General features: G+C 70.3%; 25 protein-coding genes. 8 read left to right on the top strand and 17 right to left on the bottom strand.

Annotated features, from left to right (window positions below):
- Positions 1 to 123: 123 nt before the first annotated feature.
- The gene (locus LXM64_RS00755) at positions 124 to 624 is read left to right on the top strand and encodes a septum formation family protein (protein ID WP_234074209.1); all 501 of its coding nucleotides are present in this window, start codon (positions 124 to 126) and stop codon (positions 622 to 624) included.
- A 55-nt stretch (positions 625 to 679) separates the two neighbouring features.
- Here LXM64_RS00755 and LXM64_RS00750 read toward each other — a convergent pair whose 3' ends face one another.
- The 3 genes from LXM64_RS00750 to add form a co-directional block, all read right to left on the bottom strand.
- Positions 680 to 2,050: an amidohydrolase family protein gene (locus tag LXM64_RS00750; protein WP_234074208.1), complete on the bottom strand. Its 1,371-nt coding sequence runs from the start codon at positions 2,048 to 2,050 to the stop codon at positions 680 to 682.
- 257 nt (positions 2,051 to 2,307) lie between these two features.
- On the bottom strand, positions 2,308 to 3,372 hold the full coding sequence (locus LXM64_RS00745) for an ABC transporter substrate-binding protein (RefSeq protein WP_234074207.1): 1,065 nt from the start codon (positions 3,370 to 3,372) through the stop codon (positions 2,308 to 2,310).
- A gap of 28 nt (positions 3,373 to 3,400) precedes the next feature.
- On the bottom strand, positions 3,401 to 4,453 hold the full coding sequence (gene add / locus LXM64_RS00740; protein WP_234074206.1) for an adenosine deaminase: 1,053 nt from the start codon (positions 4,451 to 4,453) through the stop codon (positions 3,401 to 3,403).
- A 114-nt stretch (positions 4,454 to 4,567) separates the two neighbouring features.
- On the opposite strand from add, the gene LXM64_RS00735 reads away from it, so the two are divergent.
- Entirely contained in the window at positions 4,568 to 5,152 is a 585-nt protein-coding gene (locus LXM64_RS00735) for a helix-turn-helix domain-containing protein (protein WP_234074205.1), read from the top strand.
- 132 nt (positions 5,153 to 5,284) lie between these two features.
- Here the strand turns inward: LXM64_RS00735 and LXM64_RS00730 are convergent, their stop codons facing one another.
- From LXM64_RS00730 to allB, 5 genes are read right to left on the bottom strand one after another with little or no spacing between them, the layout of a single operon-like run.
- Complete coding sequence (locus LXM64_RS00730) at positions 5,285 to 6,595, bottom strand: allantoate amidohydrolase (RefSeq protein WP_234074204.1); 1,311 nt, start codon at positions 6,593 to 6,595, stop codon at positions 5,285 to 5,287.
- Positions 6,592 to 7,818: a pyridoxal-phosphate-dependent aminotransferase family protein gene (locus LXM64_RS00725; RefSeq protein WP_234074203.1), complete on the bottom strand. Its 1,227-nt coding sequence runs from the start codon at positions 7,816 to 7,818 to the stop codon at positions 6,592 to 6,594. The genes LXM64_RS00730 and LXM64_RS00725 overlap by 4 nt, the downstream gene beginning before the upstream one ends.
- A gap of 22 nt (positions 7,819 to 7,840) precedes the next feature.
- A complete protein-coding gene (locus LXM64_RS00720) occupies positions 7,841 to 9,409 on the bottom strand; it encodes an AtzH-like domain-containing protein (protein WP_234074202.1) in 1,569 nt (522 codons plus the stop codon).
- Positions 9,406 to 10,518, bottom strand: a complete 1,113-nt coding sequence (locus LXM64_RS00715; protein ID WP_234074201.1) for an acetamidase/formamidase family protein — start codon at positions 10,516 to 10,518, stop codon at positions 9,406 to 9,408. The genes LXM64_RS00720 and LXM64_RS00715 overlap by 4 nt, the downstream gene beginning before the upstream one ends.
- Positions 10,515 to 11,861, bottom strand: coding sequence for an allantoinase AllB (gene allB, locus LXM64_RS00710; protein WP_137418394.1), 1,347 nt, complete (start codon positions 11,859 to 11,861; stop codon positions 10,515 to 10,517). The genes LXM64_RS00715 and allB overlap by 4 nt, the downstream gene beginning before the upstream one ends.
- 112 nt (positions 11,862 to 11,973) lie before the next feature.
- Between allB and uraD the strand changes: the two genes are divergently transcribed.
- Together uraD and uraH are read left to right on the top strand one after the other, a co-directional pair.
- Complete coding sequence (gene uraD / locus LXM64_RS00705; RefSeq protein ID WP_234074200.1) at positions 11,974 to 12,498, top strand: 2-oxo-4-hydroxy-4-carboxy-5-ureidoimidazoline decarboxylase; 525 nt, start codon at positions 11,974 to 11,976, stop codon at positions 12,496 to 12,498.
- Complete coding sequence (uraH, locus tag LXM64_RS00700; RefSeq protein ID WP_137418396.1) at positions 12,495 to 12,827, top strand: hydroxyisourate hydrolase; 333 nt, start codon at positions 12,495 to 12,497, stop codon at positions 12,825 to 12,827. Before uraD ends, uraH begins: the two co-directional genes overlap by 4 nt.
- Here the strand turns inward: uraH and LXM64_RS00695 are convergent.
- The 3 genes from LXM64_RS00695 to LXM64_RS00685 all read right to left on the bottom strand — a co-directional run bounded on the left by LXM64_RS00695 (position 12,812) and on the right by LXM64_RS00685 (position 15,696).
- Positions 12,812 to 13,528 carry a hypothetical protein gene (locus LXM64_RS00695; protein WP_234074199.1) on the bottom strand — a complete coding sequence of 239 codons (717 nt, stop codon included), beginning with the start codon at positions 13,526 to 13,528 and terminating at the stop codon, positions 12,812 to 12,814. The genes uraH and LXM64_RS00695 overlap by 16 nt on opposite strands.
- A complete protein-coding gene (locus LXM64_RS00690) occupies positions 13,528 to 14,712 on the bottom strand; it encodes a hypothetical protein (protein WP_234074198.1) in 1,185 nt (394 codons plus the stop codon). The genes LXM64_RS00695 and LXM64_RS00690 overlap by 1 nt, the downstream gene beginning before the upstream one ends.
- Positions 14,713 to 14,835: 123 nt before the next feature.
- Entirely contained in the window at positions 14,836 to 15,696 is an 861-nt protein-coding gene (locus LXM64_RS00685; RefSeq protein ID WP_234074197.1) for a GIY-YIG nuclease family protein, read from the bottom strand.
- Between the two features lie 159 nt (positions 15,697 to 15,855).
- Between LXM64_RS00685 and LXM64_RS00680 the strand changes: the two genes are divergently transcribed.
- Complete coding sequence (locus tag LXM64_RS00680) at positions 15,856 to 16,047, top strand: hypothetical protein (protein ID WP_137418399.1); 192 nt, start codon at positions 15,856 to 15,858, stop codon at positions 16,045 to 16,047.
- Between the two features lie 64 nt (positions 16,048 to 16,111).
- Here LXM64_RS00680 and LXM64_RS00675 read toward each other — a convergent pair whose 3' ends face one another.
- Positions 16,112 to 16,879, bottom strand: a complete 768-nt coding sequence (locus tag LXM64_RS00675; protein WP_234074196.1) for an SDR family oxidoreductase — start codon at positions 16,877 to 16,879, stop codon at positions 16,112 to 16,114.
- A gap of 168 nt (positions 16,880 to 17,047) precedes the next feature.
- On the opposite strand from LXM64_RS00675, the gene LXM64_RS00670 reads away from it, so the two are divergent.
- The gene (locus tag LXM64_RS00670; protein WP_234074195.1) at positions 17,048 to 17,341 is read left to right on the top strand and encodes a PadR family transcriptional regulator; all 294 of its coding nucleotides are present in this window, start codon (positions 17,048 to 17,050) and stop codon (positions 17,339 to 17,341) included.
- On the top strand, positions 17,338 to 17,859 hold the full coding sequence (locus LXM64_RS00665; protein ID WP_234074194.1) for an HAAS signaling domain-containing protein: 522 nt from the start codon (positions 17,338 to 17,340) through the stop codon (positions 17,857 to 17,859). The genes LXM64_RS00670 and LXM64_RS00665 overlap by 4 nt, the downstream gene beginning before the upstream one ends.
- Here the strand turns inward: LXM64_RS00665 and LXM64_RS00660 are convergent.
- Positions 17,856 to 18,221 (bottom strand): bleomycin resistance protein, encoded by a 366-nt coding sequence (locus LXM64_RS00660; protein WP_234074193.1) that lies wholly within the window; start codon positions 18,219 to 18,221, stop codon positions 17,856 to 17,858. The two genes, LXM64_RS00665 and LXM64_RS00660, sit on opposite strands and share 4 nt — an antisense overlap.
- 118 nt (positions 18,222 to 18,339) lie before the next feature.
- On the opposite strand from LXM64_RS00660, the gene LXM64_RS00655 reads away from it, so the two are divergent.
- Complete coding sequence (locus tag LXM64_RS00655) at positions 18,340 to 19,182, top strand: helix-turn-helix transcriptional regulator (RefSeq protein ID WP_234074192.1); 843 nt, start codon at positions 18,340 to 18,342, stop codon at positions 19,180 to 19,182.
- Between the two features lie 36 nt (positions 19,183 to 19,218).
- Here the strand turns inward: LXM64_RS00655 and LXM64_RS00650 are convergent, their stop codons facing one another.
- The 4 genes from LXM64_RS00650 to LXM64_RS00635 all read right to left on the bottom strand — a co-directional run bounded on the left by LXM64_RS00650 (position 19,219) and on the right by LXM64_RS00635 (position 22,242).
- On the bottom strand, positions 19,219 to 19,644 hold the full coding sequence (locus tag LXM64_RS00650) for a hypothetical protein (RefSeq protein ID WP_234074191.1): 426 nt from the start codon (positions 19,642 to 19,644) through the stop codon (positions 19,219 to 19,221).
- 35 nt (positions 19,645 to 19,679) lie between these two features.
- Positions 19,680 to 20,471: a hypothetical protein gene (locus LXM64_RS00645; RefSeq protein WP_234074190.1), complete on the bottom strand. Its 792-nt coding sequence runs from the start codon at positions 20,469 to 20,471 to the stop codon at positions 19,680 to 19,682.
- Positions 20,472 to 20,475: 4 nt separating this feature from the next.
- A complete protein-coding gene (locus LXM64_RS00640) occupies positions 20,476 to 20,979 on the bottom strand; it encodes a hypothetical protein (protein ID WP_234074189.1) in 504 nt (167 codons plus the stop codon).
- Positions 20,980 to 21,135: 156 nt separating this feature from the next.
- Positions 21,136 to 22,242 carry an NAD(P)-dependent alcohol dehydrogenase gene (locus LXM64_RS00635; RefSeq protein ID WP_234074188.1) on the bottom strand — a complete coding sequence of 369 codons (1,107 nt, stop codon included), beginning with the start codon at positions 22,240 to 22,242 and terminating at the stop codon, positions 21,136 to 21,138.
- Between the last annotated feature and the right edge of the window lie 155 nt (positions 22,243 to 22,397).

Here is a 22,397-nt window from a genome sequence, read left to right as displayed (position 1 = left end):
CGTCAAGAGGCTCATGCGGGCGTGCGCGGACCGATAGCCTGGCGGCCGTTCACCACAGCGAACACGTCCCCTTCAGCCTCCACCGACGGCACAGCCGTCCGAGCGTGCCCGAAAGCGAGTGCCATGCGTACCTCCCGCCTCCTTACCGCCTCCGCCGTCATGGGGGCCGCCCTGTTCCTCGGCGGCTGTTTCCAGATCAGCGACCTCGGGGGCGGCCCCGAGGCGGTGCGCGACTCCGACACGGGCGAGGTGACCGACGCCGGCAAGGCCGACGTCTTCACCCTCTCGGTGGGCGACTGCCTCAACGACCAGTCCGGCGAAGAGGTCACCGACGTTCCGGTCGTGCCTTGCAGCGAGCCGCACGACAACGAGGTCTACTACGAGTTCTCGCTGCCCGACGGCGAGTTCCCCGGCAAGGACGGCGTCTACGCCGCGGCCGACGAAGGCTGCTACCCCGAGTTCACGACCTTCACGGGCATCGCGTACGAGGAGTCGACCCTGGAGTTCTCCTACTTCGTCCCGACCCAGCAGAGCTGGGACGAGGGCAACGACCGTCTGGTCTCCTGCATCATCTACGACACCGCAGGTCAGGTCACCGGCACGCTCGCGGGCGCCGCGCGCTGACCGATCGCACACGAAGGGGGCCGGGTCATCCCGGCCCCCTTCGTCGTTCGCGGCGTCAGGCGGGGTGGCGCCCCAGGCGCTCGGCCACGCGTGGCAGGTCCTCGTGCACGCGGATGGTCGCCTCCGGCGCGAGCGGGTTCGTCGAGACGCCGTCCTCGCTGACGAGGCGTCCGCCCACGTAGACGCGCTTGAGGTTGCGGGGCGTCATCGACAGCACGTAGCTGCGCACGGGGTGCCAGAGCGGACCGACATCGGGCTTGCGGGGGTCGACCACGACGAAGTCGGCGAACTTGCCGACTTCGAGGCTGCCGACGCGGTCGTCGACGCCCAGGATCGCTGCTCCCCCCAGGGTGTGCAGCCGCAGGACCCGCTCGGGCATCATCGACAGCGGATCCTTCGTGCGGGCGCGCTGCATGAAGATGCCGGCGCGCATGTTCTGCCACGGGTCGGAGACGTCGGTGCAGGCCTGGTCGTCGAGCCCCATCCCCACCTTCATGCCCATCGCCAGCATCTCGGGCACGAGAGCGACCCCGGAGGCGAGGCGTCCGTTGGATGCGGGCTGCCACGACATGGAGGCGCCCCCGGCGGCGGTCTGCTCGATGATCTCGGGGGTGGTCTGGATGAAGTGGCCGAACATCATGCCGGGCCCGAGGGCTCCCGCATCCCGGTACATCGCGAACTTCGACTGCTGCAGGGGCACGGCCTCGGGGGACTCGAGGAAGTGGGCCTGGTTGGTCACTCCGAAGCGGCGCATCGCCTCCACCTCGACCTCGGCCGCATCCGGACGCGGCGACCACTGCACCTGACCCATGATCGACGCACCCAGCGCGAACGCCGGGTCCATCGCGCGCGCGTGCGCCACCTCTGCGGCGAACCGGTCGAAGATCTCGTCGTCGCTGCCCACGGTCGCATCCATGCCGATCGCGTCGACGAAGCGGATGCCGGCGTCGAGGCAGCCGTCCGCCTGGCGGGTGTGGTACTCGAGAGGGCGCATCGCGGCGTTGCCGACGCGCTTGCCGTCGACCATCGACTCCCACGCCTGCAGCGGGTCGGTGAAGTTGTAGGCGGTGGTGACGCCGTTCCCGAGGAAGTCGAGGGCGCCGTGGAGGGTCGACCAGTAGATGTCCTCCGGCGTCGCCGCGGAGGTCATGCCGAGCATGGAGTCGCACCATCCGTAGAGCGTCTCGCCGACGCCCAGACCGCGCAGTCCGCTCGTGAACAGGTGCGAGTGGCTCGACACGAACCCGGGGGCGACGAACGCGCCGTCGACGTCGAGGACCTCATCGGCGGTGACCGTGGGAGCGCCCGACCCGATGGCCGCGATCCGTCCGTCCTCGACGAGCATCCACCCGTCTTCGATGTAGCCGGCGTCCTCTGTGCCGGCGGGCACGGTGATGAGGCGGGCGTGCGTGATCAGCAGGCTCATGGGGCTCCAGTTCGGTTCGGGGCGGACGACACGGATGTTGGTGACGCTAACACTGGGATGTTTCGCGCACGTGGCGCCCGCGGCGCGTGGCCGATGCCCGAGTTGCGTCGCATCTGCGCGGATGCGCCACTTCTCCGCAGATGCGCCAGTCGATCACTGTGGCGGATGCGGAAAGGTGTCGCCCCAGCGCAGCGGAGATGCCGGACACGGCGCCGCCCCGCATCCGACGCGGGATGCGGGGCGGCGGCGTTGCGGACTCAGCCGGCGTACGCGATGAGGTCAGGGTTCTCCTGGTAGACCTCGTCGAGCAGGCTCATGTCGAACAGGTCGGACGCCTCCAGCGTGATGCCGGCACCGGCGAGGCTGGCGATCGTCTGCTTCTGCAGGGCGTCGGAGATGGTGAACAGACCGTTCTCAGCGGTCTCTTCCGTGGTGATGAGAGCGTTGGTGGCCAGCAGGCCGGCGATCGTCTTGGCGGGATCGAGGTCGAGGTCCTTGCCGTAGACGTCCTTCGCGAGACGCGCGCCCTCGTCGGGATCGGCCAGAGCATCGGTCCACCCGCGGATCTCGGCGACGAGGAAGGCCTTCAGCATGTCGCGCCGGTTCTTGAGGGTGTCGTCGGTGACCGAGAACGTCTCGGCGACGAACGGCAGGCCGTTCTCGGCGAGCGGCAGATTGGCGGTCTTGAACCCGGCCATCTCGACCGTGATCGCCTCGTTGGTGAGGTAGGCCGTGAAGCCGTCGACCTCGCCGTTGGTCAGCGGCGCCGGGTCGTACTGCACGGGGACGATGTCGACCTGCGAGGGGTCGATGTCGTTCGCGGCGAGCAGCGCCGAGAAGAGCGCGCGGTTGGAGTCCTGCACACCGATGCGCTTGCCGATCATGTCCGACGGCTTCAGGATGTTGCCCCCGTCGGCCAGCGACAGGATGGTGAACGGGTTCTTCTGCAGCGTCGCGCCGATGATCTTGATGGGCGCGCCCTCGGTGGCCACCGCCGTGCCGGCCGACACGGCGTCGTTGATGGCGATGTCGGTCGTGCCGCTGAGCAGCTCCGCGACACCGGTCGAGGGGCCGGGGATCAGCCGCACCTGCCCCAGGCCCGCCTCCTCGTAGTAGCCCTTCGAGTCGGCGAAGTACTCGCCGGCGAACTCCTCGTTGAGGATCCAGCTGAGCTGGAGGGTGACATCGCCGAGACCGGCTGAGTCGGACGATCCGGATGCGGACGGCTCCCCCGCCCCGCCGGCGCAGGCGGTGAGGGCGGCGGCCGAGACGACGAGGCCGGCGAGGGCGACTCCCAGGCGGGATCGGTGGCTGCGTGACATGGGTGCTCCTGGTGGTGGATGGGGTGGGTCAGGGGGTCGTGCCGAGCGGCGCCGCGAGGTCGGCGACCATGCGGTCGGCGCGCTGCTGCAGGTCGCGTTTGCTGTCCGCGTCGAGCCAGCTCGCCTCGATCGCGTTGGCGGTGAAGGATGCGAGGGTGTCGAGGCCGTACCCGAGCGCCTGGGCGAGGGCACGGTAGTCGTGGGTGGGATCGGTGCCGAACATCGGCGGGTCATCGGAGTCGATGGTCACGAGCAGTCCCGCATCCACCATCTGCTTGATGCGGAGGTGGCTGCCGTCCCCGCTGCCGGAGTAGCGGCCGATGTCGCTCGATACGGGCGTGCACGTGAAGGGGATGCGCTCTTCGACGCAGCGGCGCGTGATGTCCGGGTCGTCGACGACGTGATAACCGTGGTCAACGCGGCTGCATCCGAGCAGGTCGAGGATGGTCTCGATGTTGTGCGGCGGCCCCGATTCGGAGTGCGCGGTGCGCTGCAGACCGGCCTCGCCCGCGAGCCGGAAGGCCTTCCAGAACTTCTCGGGCGGCCCGATCATCTCGGAGTAGTCGAGCCCGATCCCGATGACCTCGTCGAAGGGGTTGGCGATCATCGTCTCGACCAGCTCGGTGGCGGCGCCCGGGGTGTCATTGCGGTTGAGGCCGACGATGAGGTTGCTGCGGATGCCGGTGTCGACCTCGGCGTCGCGCATCCCGGCGCGGACGCCGTCGATGATCGTGCGGTACGCGATGCCAGGATGGCCGGGAGGGCTGAGGAAGATCTCGCGATAGAGCACATTGTGCGCGGCTCCGCCCGCGGTCAGCGACTCGTAGGTGACGCGATGGAAGTCGTCCACGTCGCGGATGACGGAGCCGGCCACATCCAGCACGCGGAGGAACTCGTCGAGGTCCTCGTAACTGGCGTGGTCGAAGAGGTTCTCCGCGGTGCGTCCCCCGTCGAGCGCGACGCCGTGCTTGGCCGCCAGCTCGACGAGCGTCGTCGCCTGCACCGAGCCGATGAGGTGGCAGTGCAGGCTGACCTTCGGCAGTCCCCGCACGATCCGCTCGATCTCGGCCGATGCGCTCATGGGGCTCTCCGTGCTCTTCTAAACTGAGGGAGACACCCTCAGTGATAACTGACAGCATTCATATTCAATGCATGCGATGACGAGAGCATTCGGCGAACGTTTCCGGAGCGTAAATTGAGCGACCCCTCCCTCGATGCCGACCTCGGCTCGGTCGTCGGCGCTGAGATCCGCCGACTCCGCGATGCGGCCGGGCTCTCGACGCGTGAGCTGGCCGCCGCGGCGGGGATGAGCCAGCCGTTCCTGAGCCAGATCGAGCGCGGCGCGAGCGCCCCGTCGATGGCGTCGGTCTACCGTCTCGCCCGCGCGCTCGGGGTACGACCCGGCGATCTGCTGCCCGCCGTGGGCGTCGACGAGGTCGATGTCGTCCGCGCCGGCGAGGGGCGCCGCATCCCCGTGGCCGAGCGAGACGATGCCGCACTCGGACGCGCGCTGCTGCTGCGCGAGAGCTCGGCCCTCGAGGTCGTCGAGTACGCGTTCGGCCCCGACGAGTACATCGCCGAGTGGTTCGAGTCGCCGGGCGAGAGCGGCCTGTACCTGGTCTCCGGGCGTCTCGAGGTGGATGTGCTCGGCGCCGGCACCTATGCGCTCGAGCCGGGCGACTTCATCCGATTCCCCGCGGGCGCCCGCGACCGCTGGCGCCTCGTCGGCGAGGAGCGGGTCGTCGCCCTCTTCGTCACGAGCGTCCCGCGCCCCCGCTGATCCCCTGCGCGTGCGCAGATGCCACACAAATGCGCAGGTGCGCCTGTCGATTCCTGTGGCGGATGCGGGAACCTGTCGCGGATGACGGCGCCGCCCCTCCTTCAGGCGAGCCCGGGCCCCGCACCCCCGTCGTCAGCGCACGCGGACGTCGGCGGCGAGCGCGAGCACGGACTCGGCGAGGGCACGGATGCCGAGAGCCACGTCCGGTGACGAGACGGACTCGCCCGGATGGTGGCTGATGCCGTCGGGGTTGCGCAGGAAGAGCATCCCGACGTCGGTGATCGCACCGATCGACATCGCGTCGTGGCCGGCGCGGCTGAAGATCACGGCCGGGTCGTCGCCGCCGGGCGCGTCGGCCGCGCCGATGCCCTCGCGCACGACGTCCTGCAGGAGCGGCGCGCACATGACGGCGGCGGCGCTGTGCACCTCGCGCGAGCTCCAGCGCAGTCCCCGGCGCCCCATGATCGCGTCGAGTTCGCGGGAGAGCTCGTCCCACACGTGGTCGCGGGTCTCGTCGAACTCTCCGCGGAGGTCGAGGGAGAAACGCGCCTCGCCGGGCACGACGTTGACCGCACCCGGGTAGGCCTCGAGCTGACCCACGGTGCCGATGATGTGGTGCTCGTCGCGGCAGATGCGCTCGACCGCGAGCGCCGCCTCGCTCGCACCCAGCAGCGCATCGCGGCGCATGTCGTACGGCGTGCCACCGGCATGACGGGCCTCCCCCTCGACGACGAGCTGGAAGCGGCGCGCGGAGGCGATCGAGGAGACGACCGCGAGCGGCTCACCGCGCCGGTCGAGCTCCGGCCCCTGCTCGATGTGCGCCTCGAGATATCCGATCAGCTCGTCGGGCCGCCGGGCGGCCTCGGCGATGCGCGCCGGGTCGAGCCCGAACTCGAGGAACGCCTGCCGCAGGCTCGTGCCGTCGGCATCCGTCAGCGCCCACCAATCCTCGTCCCACAGTCCCGCGACCGCAGAGGAGCCGAGCAGGGCCTTGCCGAAGCGCGTGCCCTCCTCGTCCGAGAACGCGACGACCTCCAGCGCGAACGGGAGCGCGACGCCGAAGCGCCCGTCGCCGACCGGCGTCCGGAGGAGCCGGGCGATCTCGAGCCCCATCAGCACGCCCACGATCCCGTCGAAGCGTCCCGCATCCAGCACGGTGTCCAGGTGCGACCCGATGATCAATGCGGGCGCGTCCGGGTCGAGCGTGTCGCCGACGATGCGGTCGAGCCGACCGATCTGGTTGCCCGCCGCATCCTGTCGCGTGCGCATGCCGAGCTCGCGCATCCACTCCGCCGCGAGGCGGTTCACCCGCGCGTGCTCAGGAGAGAGGTAGACCCGCTCGATGCGGCCCGGCGTCGCGGTGACGCGCGCGAGCTCGTCGCACCTTGCCATCACGCGCCGCGCGGCGGCCGCGATGCGGTCGGGCGAGACCTCCAACATCATGCGCGCCCCGCGAAGACGTCGGATGCGGCCTCCACGCCGCCGCCGGCGGGAACGGCGACGCCGTGCCGACGCAGCACCGCCTCGAGGGCGGCGAGGGTCGTGAGCACCGTGTCCTTGCGGGCGTTGTAGCCCATCGTGCCGATGCGCCACACCTTGCCGTGCAGCGGACCGAAGGACGTGCCGATCTCGATGCCGAAGTCCTCGAGCATCGCGGTGCGTGCGGCATCGCCGGGCACGCCCTCGGGGATGTACACGGCCACCACGTTGCTCATCTTGTGCGCGACGTCTCCGAAGACGGCGAGGCCAAGAGCCTCGACGCCGGCGAGCATCGCGCGGCCGGCGAGCTCGTGCCGGGCGATCACCGCCTCGCGGCCCTCGAGGAGCAGGAGGCGCGCGCACTCGCGGGCGCCGTAGAGCATGCTCGTCGCCTCGGTGTGATGGTTCAATCGGCGCGGACCCCAGTAGTCGAGGATCATGCCGAGGTCGAAGTAGTTGGAGCGCACGAAGTCCGGGGCGTCCTCGTCGCCCGCCTCGCGGATGCCGGCCTCGATCCGCTTGCGGGAGCGGATGACCTCGACGGCGCGCTCGCTGAGGGTGATCGGAGCGGAGCCGCTCGGGCCGCCCAGGCACTTCTGCAGACCGGCGGTCGCCGCATCCAGCCCCCAGGCGTCGGCCTCGAACGCGTTGCCGCCGAGGGATGCGGTGGCGTCGGAGTAGAAGAGCACGCCGTGCGCGCGGCAGATCTCGCCGATCTCCTCCAGCGGCTGCAGCATCGTGGTCGAGGTGTCGCCCTGCACGAGCGCGAGGAGCGTCGGCTTGACGCGCACGACGGCCTCTTCGATCGCCGCGGGGGTGAAGACCTGACCCCACTCGGTCTCGATCGTGTGCACCTCGGCGAGCGCGCGTTCGGCGATCTCTGCCAGCAGATGCCCGAAGCGTCCGAACACGGGCACGAGCACGCGGTCGCCGGGGCGCACGAGGCTCACGATCGCGGCCTCGATGCCGGCGCGGGACGTGCCGTCGACGAGCAGGGTCGCCTCGTTCTCGGTGGCCCACACCTGCCGGTACAGCTCCTGCGTCTCGTTCATCGTGTGGGTCATGAACGGGTCGTACTGGCCCACGAGTGGCGCCGACATGGCGCGCAGCACGGACGGGTAGGCGGAGATGGGGCCCGGTCCCATGAGCAGGCGTGCGGGCGGATCGATGGGGAGGGTGTCGGTCATGAGTGCTTCCTGGGGATCGCGGTCAGAGCGCCGCGAGGCGGCGTCCGAGGCGGACGAGGGCGATGTCGGTGCCGCTGCGCGAGACGAGGCAGACCCCGACGGGCGCGGGGCCGAGCTGCGAGCGGACGGTGAGCAGCGGGATCGAGAGGGCGGGGGTGCCGGCGACGGCCGCGGGCGTCGTCATGCGCAGCGTCGCCTGACGCACCGCGTCCACCTTCGCCGGATCCGACGTGCGCATCGGGGCGGGACCGGGCACCGTGGGCAGCAGCAGCACGGCGTTCTGCAGGAGGGAGTGCACGCGCTCGCGGAGCGGCTCGAGCGCCTGGCGAGCGATGCGCTCCGCCTCGGCCGTGACCTCGCTGGCGATGCGGAACCGCTCGGCGACCGCCGCCCCCGTGGATCCCGGGTGGGCCCGGAGCCACTCGCGGTTGTTGCGCCAGGCCTCCGCCGCCTGCACGGTGCGGAACGGTTCGAAGTACTCGTCGAGATCGCCGATCGAGACCGTCTCGATCTCCGGCGCCCTCTCGGATGCGGCGAGCCGCTCCACGTAGGCGTCGAACGCCGCCCGGGTGTCGGGCTCGACGTGGGTCAGCACGTCCTCGGGGATGACGAAGCGCCAGGGCAGGTCGCCCGCGGATTCGCCGAAGACGCTCTCGGTCGACTCGGAGCCGTCGTAGCTCAGGCACCAGTCGACCACCCGCTGAAGGGTGCTGCCGTCGCGCGTGAGCCAGCCGATCGTGTCGAAGGACTGCGCGAGAGGCAGCATCCCCTGCCGCGGTACGAGGTTGTGAGTCGTTCGCAGGCCCCACAGGCCCTGGTACGAAGCGGGCACGCGCACGGACCCCGCGGTGTCGGTCGCGAGTCCCACCTCCGCCTGCCCTGTCGCGACGGCGGATGCGGGTCCGCTCGACGATCCGCCCGGCAGCGCGCCCGGGAGCGCACCGTTGGGAGGGGTGCCGTAGTGCGCGTTGTCCCCCGCGATCGAGTAGGCGAACTCGTCGGTGCGCGCGATGCCGCGCAGCGACGCCCCGCCGCGCAGCAGATCGGCGACGGCGGGAGCCGTGGTGGACTCGGGCCTCGCCGTCTCGAGGAAGGTCGGGTTGCCCGCGCCGATGCGGTAGCCCTTGATGGCGAAGAGGTCTTTGACGGCGACGTTGAGGCCCTCGAGCGGACCCTCCCATGCGCCCTGCCACAGCGGGTCGCCGACCGTGCGCCAGACCGACCGGTCGAGCGCCTGGGCCTTGCCCGTCACGTGCGCGGCCTCGATGACCCATCCGCTTCCGCCGCGCCGCCACAGCTGGGTCTGCAGCCCCGTGCCGCCGCCGGTGAAGCGCGACACCGAGACGAGCAGGGCGAGGTCGTCGGCGAGCGGCCGGTACTCGATGCGCTGGATCGTCCGCGGCGCGACTCCGCCGCGCACACCCCGGAAGGCGCTGATCACGTCGTGGCCGACGAGCAGCCCGGCCGCATCCCCGCGCAGCGTCTCGTCGCCGGGCGCGAACATCTCGTCGAGCACCGCGAGGTCGTTGTCGAGGATCGCCCGCTCGTAGCGGTCGAAGGCGGCCCGGAGGTCGGCGGGGATCTCGCTCATGCCCGGCCCTCCGCATCCGTCATGGAAGGTGCATTCGCGAAGTCCGCCTCCCGGATGCGGGCGTGCACACCGCACACGATGTCCACCACCTGCGAGATGTCGAAGTCGGTCGCGGCGGAGAGGTACGCGTAGGCGAGGTGCTCGGCCATGCCGTACCGCGCCTGGAGCAGGGTGAGGGCCGCGCGTACGCAGCGACGCATCGCCTCGCCGAGGTCGGGGTCCAGCCCCGTCGGAACGAGGTACTCGTCGGTGCGCACGAGCGGTCCGAGGAGCTCGCCGAACTCCGCCAGCGCGACCGCGCGCGGCACGACGTCGAACCGCAGCGTGGCCCGCAGTGACGCCTCAAGCGCGGTGAGCGCGACCTCGCCGTCGCCCTGCGCGAAGTGCGGATCGCCGACGTACGCGAGCGCGCCCGCGACCTGGACCGGCAGGTACAGCACGGCACCCTCGGTCAGCAGCTTGATGTCGATGTTGCCGCCGTGCGCTCCGGGCGGCACGGAGTGCGGGCGGTCCTCGCCTGCGACGGCCACACCCATCGTGCCCAGGAACGGCGCGAGCGGGAAGGTCACCGCCACCGGTCCCCCCTCGACGAGCGGCAACGTGCCCACGAGAGCGCCGTCCTGCTCGACGACGGGGGTGAACACGCTCACGTTGCGCTCGCCGCGAGGCAGCTCGCCCACGAGCGCGCCCTTGCCGTGACGGTTGCTGATCACGCCGTAGGGCACCCGCGGCTCGAGCCGCACGACCGTGATCTGCAGCAGGTCGCCCGGTTCGGCGCCGGCGACATGGATGGGCCCGGTCACGACGTGCGGGCCGTCGGCCATCACGTCGCGCGAGAGGGATGCGGCGATCGCCACCGCATCCTCGAGCACCTGCTCGGCGGCGACGCCGTGCGCGCCGAAGAAGGCGCGGGGATCCTTGCCCTGATCCTCGAGGATCCCCTCGTGGCTCACGGTGTCGACCGTGACGGTGGCGCCGGGTTCGATCCGCAGCACCGGAGCGTCGGTCGCGCAGGGCAGCCGGCCCCAGAACACGTTCTCGACGGCGGCGGGAAGGTAGTGCTCGCCCGTGACGTCGCCGACGCCCGGCTGCAGGATGGGTGTGCTCACTGGCGCTCCTCGTCGATTGCCGCGATCAGCTCGCGTCCGGTGCGCGCGAGCAGACCCTCGCCGCGACGGTACACCGGCTCGCCGTGCAGCCACGTCTCGGCGACGACGCCCGTGAGGCTCGCTCCGTGCCACGGCGAGAGCGGATTGCGGTACTCGAGGGCAGCGGCATCCACCGTGAACGTCTCATCGGGCGCGAAGACGGTCAGGTGGGCGGGTTCGCCGACGGCGATCGTGCCGCGGGAGCCGAGTCCGCCGACACGCGCCGGCCCCGTCGTCATGAGCGGCAGGAACGCCTCGAGCGGGATGCCGCGCTCGAGCGCTCTGGTGTGCACGCTCGACAGCCCCGTCTGCAGGCCCGAGATCCCGCCCCACGCAAGGCCGAAGTCCGGCTCGCCCTTGAGCTCCGGGGTCGCGGGCGAGTGGTCGCTGACGATCGCGTCGATCGTGCCGTCGAGGACGCCCTGCCAGAGCAGGTCCTGATTGGCGAGGTCGCGGATCGGCGGGCAGCACTTGAAGGATGCGGCGCCGTCGGGAACGGCCGCCGCATCCAGGGTCAGATAGTGCGGGCACGTCTCGACGGTGATCCGCACGCCCTCGGCCTTGGCCGCCCTGACGTCGTCGAGCGCCGTGCCGTCGGAGACGTGCACGATGTGCACGCGCGCACCCGTGCGCCGCGCGGTCTCGATCACGAGCTGGATCGCTGCCCGCTCGCTGGCGGGCGGGCGGGAGGCGAGGAAGTCCGCGTAGTGCACACCGAGCGCGCCGTCGGCGTGCAGGTGCGCGGGGTGCTCGGCGTGGACGATGAGCAGTCCGTCGAAGGCGGCGAGCTCGGTGAGCACCTCATCGAGCTGCTCCGCGCTGAGGTGTCCGAACTCGTCGATGCCCGACGGCGAGAGGAAGCACTTGAAGCCGACGACGCCCGCCTCGGCGAGCTCCCGTAGGCGGCCGATGTTCTCCGGTACGGCGCCGCCCCAGTAGCCCACATCGACGGCGATGCGTCCGCTCGCAGCGGCCCGCTTCTCCGCCAGGGCCGCGGGGGTCGTGGTGACCGGAATGCTGTTGAGCGGCATGTCGAGCACGGTCGTGACACCGCCCGCGGCCGCCGCCGCCGTCCCCGTGTCGAAGCCCTCCCAGCTCGCCCGACCCGGATCGTTCAGATGCACGTGCGAGTCGACGAGACCCGGCAGCAGCACGAGGTCGTCCGGCAGAGCGCGTTCCGCATCCGGATCGAAATCGCCGATCGCGCTGATGCGCCCATCGGTCACGGTCACGGTGGCGGGGCGGAAGGCCCCGTCGAGGAACACACGTCGCGCCGCGATGACGGCGGGTGCGGGGGTCGTCATGCCGACAACGCTAAGTGCTCCACATTTCGCAAATGTAACTGTTACCAACATTCCGCGCGCACGCGCCCGCCGGGTCACGCGACGGCAATGCGGGCTGGGTAGGGTGGCGCGCATGCAACTGGACGAGTTCAACGCCCTCGACGCCGCCGAGGCGTCGCTGGTCGTGTCGGTGTGGGCGGCGGTGCCGGGCTGGGTCGACGCGATCGTCGCCGCGCGCCCCTTCGCCTCGATCGACGCCCTCCGCTCCTACGCCGGCGACCTCGCCGGCGTGTGGTCGCGGGCCGATCTGGATGCGGCGCTCGCACATCATCCGCGGATCGGGGAGAAGCCGACGGGCTCGGGCGCCGAGGCCGATGCGTCCCGGAAGGAACAGGCCGCGATGTCGACCGCGGCGGACGATGTGGCCGCCGCGATCTCCGCGGGCAACCGCGCGTACGAGGAGCGCTTCGGCCGCGTCTTCCTCATCCGCGCCGCGGGTCGCAGCCCCCAGGAGATGCTCGCCGAGCTGCACCGCAGACTCGGCAACGACGACGACACCGAAGCCCGTGAGGCGACCGCGCAGCTGGCCGAGATCGCGCTGCTGCGCCTGGACGCGACGATCGTCGCCGACGAGGCCGAACCGGAGGAGGCGGAATGAGCCACCTGACCACCCACATCCTCGACGCGACCGCCGGAACGCCGGCGCCGAACGTCGCGGTCACCCTGCACCGGCATCATGAGGGCGGTGCGATCGAGAGCGTCGCCGAGGGATTCACGGATGCGGACGGCCGTCTCGCGATCGGCCCGGACCTTCTCGAGGCGGGAATGTACGCACTGACGTTCGCGACCGGCGCGTACTTCGCCGACCGCGGCGTCGAGACCTTCTACCCTCTCGCGACGGTGACCTTCACGATCGCCGACCGGCCGCACTACCACGTGCCGCTGCTGCTGAGCCCGTTCGCGTACTCCACCTACCGGGGAAGCTGACGCACGCGGGAGGTGGAGCGCAGCTCGAGCATCAAGGGCACCACGAAGCTCGCGAGCGCCATCGCGACGGCCGTGATCACGAGCCACACCGGCGCGCCCAGCACACCGAGGACGAACCACGCGAGCAGCGCCGGAAGGGCGAGGAAGAACACACCGGCGGCCAGCGCGAACACCCACCCGAGGCATCCGACGACGAACATGCCGGCCGCCGCGAGCGCGAACACGCTGACGCCCCCGGTGTAGCCCGACGCGTACCCGTTGGCCCAGCGCACGCCGCCGATCTGCACCCCGAGCGCGAGGACGCCGACCACGAGCACGATCCATCCGCTGACGCCCGCCGCGAGCAGCCCGGCGACGACCCCGACGCACACGACGATCGACGTGATGATGACCGTTCGCAGGAAGTGCGTGGCCACGAGGCGCATGAACCTCGTCCACAGCCACGACCAGCCCCAGGCGGGCAGCGCCAGCAGGCCCACCCATCGCGCGGCGTCGAACCGCACCCGCGGACGGATCCGCACGGCCGCAGCGAGGGTGATCGCCACCCAGCCGAGCGGGACGTAGACGAGGCCGACGAGCACGACGGTCGACTCGTCCACCCTCCCCATGACGGCGAGCGGGAGGGCGATGAGCCCGATCGTCGCCAACAGTAGGTACGTCGCCGGCAGCCAGGACGGATGCGGTCGGTACAGCGAGTCCATCAGCGAAAGTCAGCGGTTGCGGCCGCATCCATCGAGGGGACGTGCTCGCGCAGGTCCTCCACGATCGCATCGACGATGGCCGCAGCGAGCTCCGCGCCGTCGGCGGGCCAGTCGGACGCCTTGCGGCGCTTCGGATGCCACCCGCGCTTCTTGAACGACACGGACTCGGCCCCCTTGGGCGTCTTGCGCCCGAACCAGGCCGGCACATCGCCGTACTGCGACGCGCCGAACGAGTAGGCGGCCACCGCCTCCCCTCCCGCGGGTGCGTAGGAGAACTCGAACGCCAGGGCGCCGCGACCGACCTCTCCCTGCCGCGTCGACTCGCGCGTCCGACGCATCTCGACGATGCCGGCCTCGAGCAGTCGCCGGTCGGTCACCGGCTTGGACTCGGCCGGGTCGATGCCGCCGGCGAGTCGCTGGCCCACCGCATCCATCAGCGTTCGCGACTGCTGGTACGTGTCCTCCGTGTCGGCGATCACGAGCCTGGCCTGCTCGCTGTTGAGCGACACCTCCGGGAACCGGCGCTCGCCCACTTCCGGCTGTCCCGCGGGGCGCGGACGCCACAGTTGCCACCCCCGCGCCCGCGCCGGACGGCGGCGACGGATGCTGAGGTCGGACCGACGGCGCCAGCGGGTGTTCCCGAGGGAGTACTCGAAGACCTCCGCGGCGAAGCTCGAGTCCGACTGCGTGCCCGCCTTCGTCCACGGCAGGAGTTCGTACTGGCGCATCTCGTCGCCGGGAGACGTCTGCGCGTGACGAAGGCTGATGGTGAGCGCGCCGTCCTTCTGATTCACGGGCAGCAGCACGTAGTCGTTGCCCTCGCCGACCCACGGCGCCTCCCCCTCGGCATCGGCTGCCTGGCGTTCCTGGAGGGTGAGGAAGTGCGCCCCGGGCGGGACGATCGGATAGACGGCGGTCACCGCATCCGTTCCCTCCGCGTGCACGTCGATGCGCACGTCACGGGCGACCTGCTCGGACTCGTTCACGATGACGATCCCGCGCACCCCGGCGGAGCGGATGCGGTCGTGCGGCACCACGGTCCACGCCACCACACGAGCGGCCTGGGCGGCCGCCGTCCGGCGCATCTCGAGAACGAGGGCGAGCACGGCGATCGGCACGGCGAACGCCGCGATCACCGTCGCGATCTGCGCCCAGAAGTCCCAGTCGACGTTCCCGTCCGGCATGCTCGTGTCCTCTCGCCGTGCGTCATGACGCCTCGACGCTAGGTGCCGTGGAGGGACGGGCCCGGCCGGGGAGGCCACTCCCGGACGAATCCGGACATCGGTCGCGACGGCGCGGGTGCCCGGTCAGTTGGCGTTGAGCCCGTGAGCGCGGCTGTCGAGGGCGAGCTTCCAGAACGACTCGCGCTGCACGATGGTCTCCGCGCGGGTCTTGGGGTCGAAGATCTCCAGGATCGAGTACTGGAAGTGCTCGACGATGTGACCGTCGCCGCGTGTGAGCTTGATCAGCTCGAGCTCGCGGTTGCCGCCGGTCAGATCGGCGACGTTCGCGTAGCCCGCCCACCGCTGCCAGAGGCCGTTCGCCTCACCCGACGCCGAGCCGACATAGAGGCGCCCGTCGCTGAGGTCGGTGATGACGTACACGCCCTTGACGCTGGAGAGGGCGTCCTTCCAGCTCGGTTCGTCGTTCGCGATGATGCGCTGCAGGTCCCCGTGACGCAGCCGTACGTTCTGGTAGCCGGGAAAGGCCCCGAGCTTCACGTCCCGGGCCAGCTCGTACACCTCGGGGGCGAGGGGGCCGTCCTGCAGGTTGTCGTAGGAGCGGAGGTAGAGGTTGCGGCCGATGGGCTCGTTCAGCTTCACGATGAGGCGCTTCACGTACTCCGAGTACCGGTCGAGCGGGGTGAGCCGATAGCCGTCGTCGCCGAGCGTCTCGGGGACGGTCGGCTCGACCCGGAAGAGGCCGCCGAACACGAAGTACTCGGGTCCGTAGGGGTAGTACTGCGCGAACGCCAGGACATATTCCGCTCGGCCCATATTGTTGTTCTGGTGTCGCGAGCGGTACCGCGTCATGGACAGCCAGGGCTCGGGATCGTCGGCCATCAGCAGGTCGTATGCGGCCGCGCCGCCCACGCCTGCGCGGATGTTGAACTTCACCTTCGTGCGTTCGGGGGCGGGCACGGGCATGAAGTCTGCGAATCGGATCACGGCGCTCCTCGGGTCTCTGCCGCGAGCGTACGGTCGGCCGGGTCGCCGAGGAACGGTCGCTGCCGCATCCCGAACGAACCCGGACACCCGCGCGATCGTGTTCCGAGGCCACCGAGACGAAACGCCCCACACGCACCCGCGGCACGCTACGCTCACCGCATGTTGGGGACCATCTCTCGCGGTGTCGCGATCTTCATGCTCGTGTTCGGACTGCTCGCCCTCGGCGTCTCCGTCGCAGGCCTCATCATCGAACCGACGGGATGGCTCTGGTTCTCGCTCGTGCTCGGCGTGCTGCTGACCCTTCGCGGGATCATCGGGCTCGTGCGCGACGAGACCTCGTCGCGCGGGTAGCGTCGGCCCTCATCCGCCGCATCCGCTCGCCGCAGCGGAATGCTGCAGCCCGAGTGTCGCCACATCACCCCTTGCCGTGTGGGTCGGACTGGTTGAGGGTGGCGACCACCTGGTCGTAATCGCCGCGCGCCTCGCCGTACCGCAGGAACTTGACGCGCTCGACCTGGATCTCCGGCGCATCGGGCTCGTCGCGCAGCAGCTGCATGACCTCGTCGGCGAACGCATCGAGCGGCATCGCGAACGCACTGTCGCGCTGCCCCGGCAGCAGATCGGTCGCCACGGAGGGCGGCTCGAGCTCCTTCACCGCGACGGACGTTCCCGCCAGTTGCAGGCGTAGCGACTCGCTGAGCATGTGGATGGCCGCCTTCGACGCGTTGTAACTGGGAGTCGCGGCGAGCGGTGCGAAGGCGAGGCCGGAAGAGACGGTGATGATCGTCGAGGACCGCTGCGCGCGCAACTGCTCGATGACGGCGGCGATGAGGCGGATGGGGCCGAGCACGTTGGTGGCGACGGTCTGCTCAGCCGAGGCGAGGAAGCCGTCGGGCGTCGTCCAGTCCTCGACGTGCATGACGCCCGCCATCGTGACGAGCACGTTCAGGGCGGGGTGGCGTTCGACGACGGATGCGGCGGCGGCGCGCACGGACGCCGCATCCGCCGTGTCGATCTCGACCGTGTCGATGCCGGGATGGTCAGCGGCGATCTTCTCGAGGAGCCGGCGGCGCCGGCCGCCGACGACGATCGTGTTGCCGGCCTCCTGCAGGCGGAGCGCGAGCGCCAGACCGATCCCGCTGGTCGCGCCGGGGATGAAGACGGTGTTTCCGGAGATGTCCATGCCTCGAGCGTCGCCGGAGTCACCGCATCCGTGAAGGGAGCGGTGATCGGGGGATCGCGGATCCTCCGATGAGCAGGGATGGCGAACACGTACTATTCGTGTTTCACTATTAGCGTGTCACGGATACAGGCTCGACAGGATGCGCAGTTCACAAGGGCGGTGCTTCCGATGCTCACGCTGCACCTCATCCATGCGCGCGAGTCGTACGGCTACGAGCTCGTCGAACGGCTCGCTGCGCTCGGCCTGGATGCGAGCACGGGTCTCGTCTACCCGGTGTTGAACCGGATGGAGCGCGAGGGCTGGGTGACGACGACCTCGAAGCCCTCGCCGAGCGGGCCGCCTCGGAAGTACTTCGCGCTCACTTCGGCGGGAATGACAGCACTCGCCGATGCCCGCACGCAGTGGGAACAGACGGCCTCGGCCGTCGATCACGCACTCACTTCCGGAAGGGAAGGCGCATGACCGGTTCACGATCCACCCGCCGCTCGACGGGGCTGCGCGCATCGCTCTACCTGATGCGCGTCGACTGGCACCTCGAAGCTGCGGTGCCCGCATCCGAACGCCGCCGCATCCTCCGCTCGTTGCGCGAGGAGATCGACGATGATCCGCGACCCCTCGAGGCGGCACTCGGTGACCTCGGGTCGCCGCGCGCACTCGCGGCACGATACGGCGAGGGGGGACGACCGAGGCCGCTGTGGTCGATCGGCGTGCTCACCGCTCTGGCTGCCCTCTTCACGTACTGGGTGATCTTCCTCGCGTTCGTCGGAGGGATGCTGGCGGTCGTCGATACTGCCGCGCCCATGAGCGCCCAGGCTCGCTTCCTCTTCGTCCCCGTCATCGCGTTCTCGAACCCGGACGGCATCGGCATCGGCTGGTCCGGCGGCGCGGAGTGGCTCGTAGTCCCCGCCGTGGTGGTGGCCGTCGCGCTCCTTCTGGGCGCGCGGTCGTGGCGCCTGTTCCGGCGCGCCGAGCTCGCCTAGGGCTCGTTCTCGATGAGGTTCACCTGCGTGCCGTCGAGGTCGATGAGGTGCGCGACCCGACGCCCCCAGGTCTGACGAAGCGGGGCGTGCAGCCGAGGGTGCCCCTCTGTCCGCTCAGCGACGCCGCTCGCCCGGATGGAGTCGTAGAGCGTGTCGAGATCGTCGACGCGCAGGCCGCACATGAACGAGCTCCGGGTCGGATCCAGATCGGCGGCAGGGAAGAACTCGAGCTGCAGGTCGCCGCGTTCGATGATCAGCCACTCGCTGTCGCGATACGTGGGCTGGAACCCGAAACCGCCGTAGAACGCGACCGTCGCCTCGAAGTCGCGGGACGGAAGGTGGGGAACCGCTCGATCGGTCATGCGTGGGACCTTAACCATGCACTCGGACCTGCTCAAGCCCTCCTACGAGGTCCGCGGGTGTCACGGGCGGATCGTCGATCCCTGGCTCCGGATGCGACTGGCCGCACACAATGGACGCATGGATCGCGCCGCCCTCGCCGAATTCCTCCGCTCTCGTCGCGAACAGCTGCGCCCGGGTGACGTGGGGCTGCCGACAGGACCGCGCCGGCGTGCGAGCGGCCTGCGCCGCGAGGAGGTCGCGCAGCTCGCGGCGATGTCGACCGACTACTACACGCGGCTCGAGCAGCAGCGAGGACCGCAGCCGAGCACGCAGATGCTCGCCTCGCTCGCTCGTGCGCTGCGGCTGTCGGCGGACGAGCGCGACTATCTGTTCCGCGTCGCCGGTCACAACGCTCCCGACCGCATCCTGGCTCGTGATCACGTGGCCCCTGCGCTCCAGCGCGTCTTCGACCGTCTCGCGGATACACCGGCGGTGATCATCTCGTCACTGGGCGAGACGCTGCTGCAGAACCGGATGGGTGCGGCACTGCTCGGCGATCATGCCGGGGCGAGAGGGTGGGAGCGCTACGAGGCGTACCGCTGGTTCGCACACCCGGATGCGGTACGCGCCCGCTATCCGCGTGACGACCACGAACGGCAGTCGCGTGCTCTCGTCTCGGGGCTTCGCGCCGTGCTCGCCGTCGAGGGGATGCGCGCGCAGGCGCTCGTCGACGAGCTGCTGCAGATCAGCGACGAGTTCGCGGCGCTGTGGGAGAGGCAGGAGGTGGCGCGCCGGTTCAGCGATCACAAGGTGCTGCTGCACCCTGAGATCGGACCGGTCGAGGTGGACTGCCAGGTGCTGTTCACCGAGGACCAGTCGCAGTCCCTCCTCGTGCTCACCGCGGTGCCCGGTTCGAGCGACGAGGAGAAGCTGCGGCTGCTGGACGTGGTCGGGATCCAGCAGTTCGGCCGCGTCGACTGACCAACCCGCTGGTCGCTGAGCGGGCGTGCCGCCCGCTCAGCGGGCGCTCCTCGACGCGAGGCGCCTCCGCCACCGGGTGAGGAGGCACCTGTGCGGATCCGCCCCCTGAGCCTTCGGAGGATGGTGGGCGTCAACGTAGTCGAAGACCTCTCGCCATGCGCGACCTGTGCGCTGCGGGTCGCGGCCCGCGAGCACGAGGGCCATGCCCGCGAAGGAGATGACCGCCACGCAGAAGAGCAGGACGATGACCAGGTTCGACAGAGACCAGCCCGCGGTGAGCCGGGGGACGAAGCTCATGGTGGCCACCACGAGAGCGGTGGCAGAGACGGCGACGGCCGTGTTGAGCTGCGCCTTACCCGCGAGCGCGATGCGCGCCTGCAGACGCTCCTCTTCGGACAGGGACCTGTAAGCCTTCACGTCGGCGGGCGTGGGTGTGCGCCGGAACTCGAACGGTGTGACCATGCGGCCACCCTGCCAGTGGGTTCCGACGCGACGGCTCAGCTCTCGGATTCGTGGGAGCGGGTCGGGTGCTCGACCACCGCGGTCGGCGCCTTCCTGCTCCGGCGCCACCTCCTCGGCCACCAGCGCCACGACACGGTGGCGAGCGCCAGCAGGACCAGCAGCAGGCCCACGATCCCGGCGAGCACCGACAGAACGATCTGCCACCACGCCAGGGGCCCGGCGTGCTCCTTCGGAACGAAGACCGCATCCGCGATCATCACGAGGACGATGACGTCCAGGCCGAGGAGCGCCCATGCGAGGATGCGCCAGCCGCTGCTCGGGGTCGCACCCCGCCGGCGGGCACGCCTCATCCCGATGAACGCGGCTGTCGGCATCCAGACCAGGAAGACCGCGATGGTGCTCAGCAGCCATCCCGCCGACCATGCGGCGTCGATGATGAAGAGCGCGAGCCCGTCGCCGGCCGAGGACTGATCCGGCCGTAGCGAGAGCGCGCGGACGATCCAGACGGCGATCCACCCGACGACGCCGACCAGAAGCGCGAAGCCGATGTCGCCCGCGAGTCCGCGCAGGCGACCCCACGTCTCGTTCCCCGCTTCGATCGTGGCAGGATCCATCGCGAGGGGAAGCCGCACCGTGAAGTACCGGATGCTGGAGATGAGGCCGGCGGCGATGCCCAGCACGATGATCGTCGGTATCGCCTGCTCCACCTCGATCGCACCGGTCGTCATCACGAAGAGCACCGCGACGGCGGCGGCGGCGCTGAGCAGCACGGCGGCTCTGACGAGGCGGTGAAGGATGCGGCCTCTCTTCGACTGCGGGCGCCTCATCGGGTCACTCCACCGGAACGAGCTTGTCGAGGTCGACGCGTGAGAGCGTCACTCCTCCGTCGCCCAGCGCAGTGACGTCGGAGGGAAGGCCGGCGATGGCTGGCGTCAGGTTGACGATCTTCTCCTCGTCGGCCGCCTCCCGCGCGATCACCGTGACGGTCTCGATGCTCCGGGCCGTCGCGTGGCGCACCGCGATGAGGATCGCGGTGAGCGTCGCCGTCGTCACCGATTCCTCACCCTCGATGAGCACGACCACGGTCATCGTCCGCGCGACACCGGAGAGGGAGACGCTCGCCGATGGGTCGGCGACACGAGGATCGGCTGCCAGCACCGCGTCGTACACGCTCTGGAGGTCGGTCTCCTCCGTGCTCGAGGACGATGGCGCTCCCGCTTCGAGGGGGACGATGCCCGGCAATGCGCATCCGGCGAGGGAGATGACGATCCCCGTGGCCAGGACCGCCGAGAGGGACAGAGGGGTCGCGCGAGACCTCCGTGACGAACGCGGCATGAGCGACCTCCTGATCCACCGACACACCATTGTCTCCGAGGCGGTCCCGCCCGTGATCGCAACGGGATGCGGCTGTGGATTCGTCCCGGGCGTCGCCGCCGGGTACTTCGGGGGCGACCGTGGAGATCACCGGTCGCCCCCCCGATCAGGACGCGGTCAGGGCATGACCAGGACGGCCTTGACGGCTGCGCCGGACTGCGTGTCGGCGATCGCCCTCTCGATCTCATCGAACGGGTAGGTGGTCACGAGGGTGTCGAACGGGAACTCGCCGGCCTTGTACATGGCCAGCAGCTTCGGAATGAAGGTCTGCGGCACGGCGTCGCCTTCGATCGCGCCGACGAGGGTCACACCGGAGCCGGAGAACAGGCCGACGGGGGCGACCGCGTCCGGCTTCGGAACGCCGACCGTGGCGACCTTCGCTCCGAAACGCGCCGAAGCGACGAGATTGCCGATGACCGCGGGAATCGCCGTGGTGTCGAGCGCGTACTCGGCTCCGATGCCGCCCGTGGCCGCCTTGATCTGGTCGACGACGTCGTCCGCCTTACCGTCGACGAGGTGCGTGGCACCGAGACGCTTCGCGGCCTCGAGGCGCTCGGGCAGAACGTCGACGGCAACGATCGTCGTCGCCCCTGCAGCCTTGGCCGCCATGATCGCCGACAGCCCGACGGCCCCCGTTCCGCTGACCACGAGCGCGTCGCCCGCGCCGACGCCGAGCGAGTTCAGCACGGTTCCCGCGCCGGTCTGGATACCGCATCCGAGCGGTCCCACGAGTTCGAGGGGGACGTCCTCGTCGATCTTCACCGCGTTGCGCGCCGCCACCAGGGCGTGCGTCGCGAACGACGACTGTCCGAAGAAGCTGCCGACGACGTCGCCGCCGTCGGGGAGAGCCATCGTTCCGGTTCCGTCGGCGCGGACGCCTCCGATGTTGAGGAGCATGAACTGCAGGCAGTACGCGGGGCGTCCGGCGAGACAGTTCTCGCAGCGACCGCACGATGCGAACGACACCGCGACGTGGTCGCCCTCGGCGAAGCCGGTCACGTCGGCGCCCACGCGCTCGACGATGCCCGCGCCTTCGTGGCCCAGCACGCGCGGGAAGGCGCTCGGGATGTGGCCGTGCTGCACGGCGAGGTCGGTGTGGCAGAGGCCGGCCGCGACGATGCGGACGAGCAGCTCGTCGGGGCGGGGATCCTGGAGCACGACGTCTTCGAAGACGAACGACTCGTCGACTCCGTTGAGCACGGCTGCGAGGGCGGTGGTGGACATGGCAAACCTCCTGAGAAAACTCAATGCGCACGTATGTAACCGTGCGCATCGTCAGGCTACGCCTGCCCCGGAGGTAACGATCCGAGATCGATTCTCAATTTGTCCGGCCGGTCAGCGTGCGCCGCGCGGGGCAGATGGAAGGCGCCGCAGCGTCG

Origin of the sequence: Microbacterium binotii, from assembly GCF_021398715.1 — a bacterium.
In the GTDB taxonomy this organism is placed as follows: Bacteria; Actinomycetota; Actinomycetes; order Actinomycetales; family Microbacteriaceae; genus Microbacterium; species Microbacterium binotii_A.
Note: the sequence above shows the minus strand (reverse complement) of the source record. Positions and strands in the feature narration are given on the sequence as shown.

What these genes read in the sequence shown, in the direction of transcription:
- LXM64_RS00665 (WP_234074194.1), top strand. Translation starts at nt 17,338, where the DNA reads ATGACCGGTTCACGATCCACCCGCCGCTCGACGGGGCTGCGCGCATCG.
- LXM64_RS00695 (WP_234074199.1), bottom strand. Translation starts at nt 13,528, where the DNA reads ATGGACTCGCTGTACCGACCGCATCCGTCCTGGCTGCCGGCGACGTAC.
- LXM64_RS00655 (WP_234074192.1), top strand. Translation starts at nt 18,340, where the DNA reads ATGGATCGCGCCGCCCTCGCCGAATTCCTCCGCTCTCGTCGCGAACAG.
- LXM64_RS00730 (WP_234074204.1), bottom strand. Translation starts at nt 6,595, where the DNA reads ATGATGTTGGAGGTCTCGCCCGACCGCATCGCGGCCGCCGCGCGGCGC.
- LXM64_RS00690 (WP_234074198.1), bottom strand. Translation starts at nt 14,712, where the DNA reads ATGCCGGACGGGAACGTCGACTGGGACTTCTGGGCGCAGATCGCGACG.
- LXM64_RS00720 (WP_234074202.1), bottom strand. Translation starts at nt 9,409, where the DNA reads ATGAGCGAGATCCCCGCCGACCTCCGGGCCGCCTTCGACCGCTACGAG.
- LXM64_RS00670 (WP_234074195.1), top strand. Translation starts at nt 17,048, where the DNA reads ATGCTCACGCTGCACCTCATCCATGCGCGCGAGTCGTACGGCTACGAG.
- LXM64_RS00725 (WP_234074203.1), bottom strand. Translation starts at nt 7,818, where the DNA reads ATGACCGACACCCTCCCCATCGATCCGCCCGCACGCCTGCTCATGGGA.
- LXM64_RS00745 (WP_234074207.1), bottom strand. Translation starts at nt 3,372, where the DNA reads ATGTCACGCAGCCACCGATCCCGCCTGGGAGTCGCCCTCGCCGGCCTC.
- LXM64_RS00660 (WP_234074193.1), bottom strand. Translation starts at nt 18,221, where the DNA reads ATGACCGATCGAGCGGTTCCCCACCTTCCGTCCCGCGACTTCGAGGCG.
- allB (WP_137418394.1), bottom strand. Translation starts at nt 11,861, where the DNA reads ATGACGACCCCCGCACCCGCCGTCATCGCGGCGCGACGTGTGTTCCTC.
- LXM64_RS00675 (WP_234074196.1), bottom strand. Translation starts at nt 16,879, where the DNA reads ATGGACATCTCCGGAAACACCGTCTTCATCCCCGGCGCGACCAGCGGG.
- LXM64_RS00645 (WP_234074190.1), bottom strand. Translation starts at nt 20,471, where the DNA reads ATGAGGCGCCCGCAGTCGAAGAGAGGCCGCATCCTTCACCGCCTCGTC.
- LXM64_RS00635 (WP_234074188.1), bottom strand. Translation starts at nt 22,242, where the DNA reads ATGTCCACCACCGCCCTCGCAGCCGTGCTCAACGGAGTCGACGAGTCG.
- uraD (WP_234074200.1), top strand. Translation starts at nt 11,974, where the DNA reads ATGCAACTGGACGAGTTCAACGCCCTCGACGCCGCCGAGGCGTCGCTG.
- add (WP_234074206.1), bottom strand. Translation starts at nt 4,453, where the DNA reads ATGAGCGCATCGGCCGAGATCGAGCGGATCGTGCGGGGACTGCCGAAG.
- uraH (WP_137418396.1), top strand. Translation starts at nt 12,495, where the DNA reads ATGAGCCACCTGACCACCCACATCCTCGACGCGACCGCCGGAACGCCG.
- LXM64_RS00680 (WP_137418399.1), top strand. Translation starts at nt 15,856, where the DNA reads ATGTTGGGGACCATCTCTCGCGGTGTCGCGATCTTCATGCTCGTGTTC.
- LXM64_RS00650 (WP_234074191.1), bottom strand. Translation starts at nt 19,644, where the DNA reads ATGGTCACACCGTTCGAGTTCCGGCGCACACCCACGCCCGCCGACGTG.
- LXM64_RS00750 (WP_234074208.1), bottom strand. Translation starts at nt 2,050, where the DNA reads ATGAGCCTGCTGATCACGCACGCCCGCCTCATCACCGTGCCCGCCGGC.
- LXM64_RS00640 (WP_234074189.1), bottom strand. Translation starts at nt 20,979, where the DNA reads ATGCCGCGTTCGTCACGGAGGTCTCGCGCGACCCCTCTGTCCCTCTCG.
- LXM64_RS00755 (WP_234074209.1), top strand. Translation starts at nt 124, where the DNA reads ATGCGTACCTCCCGCCTCCTTACCGCCTCCGCCGTCATGGGGGCCGCC.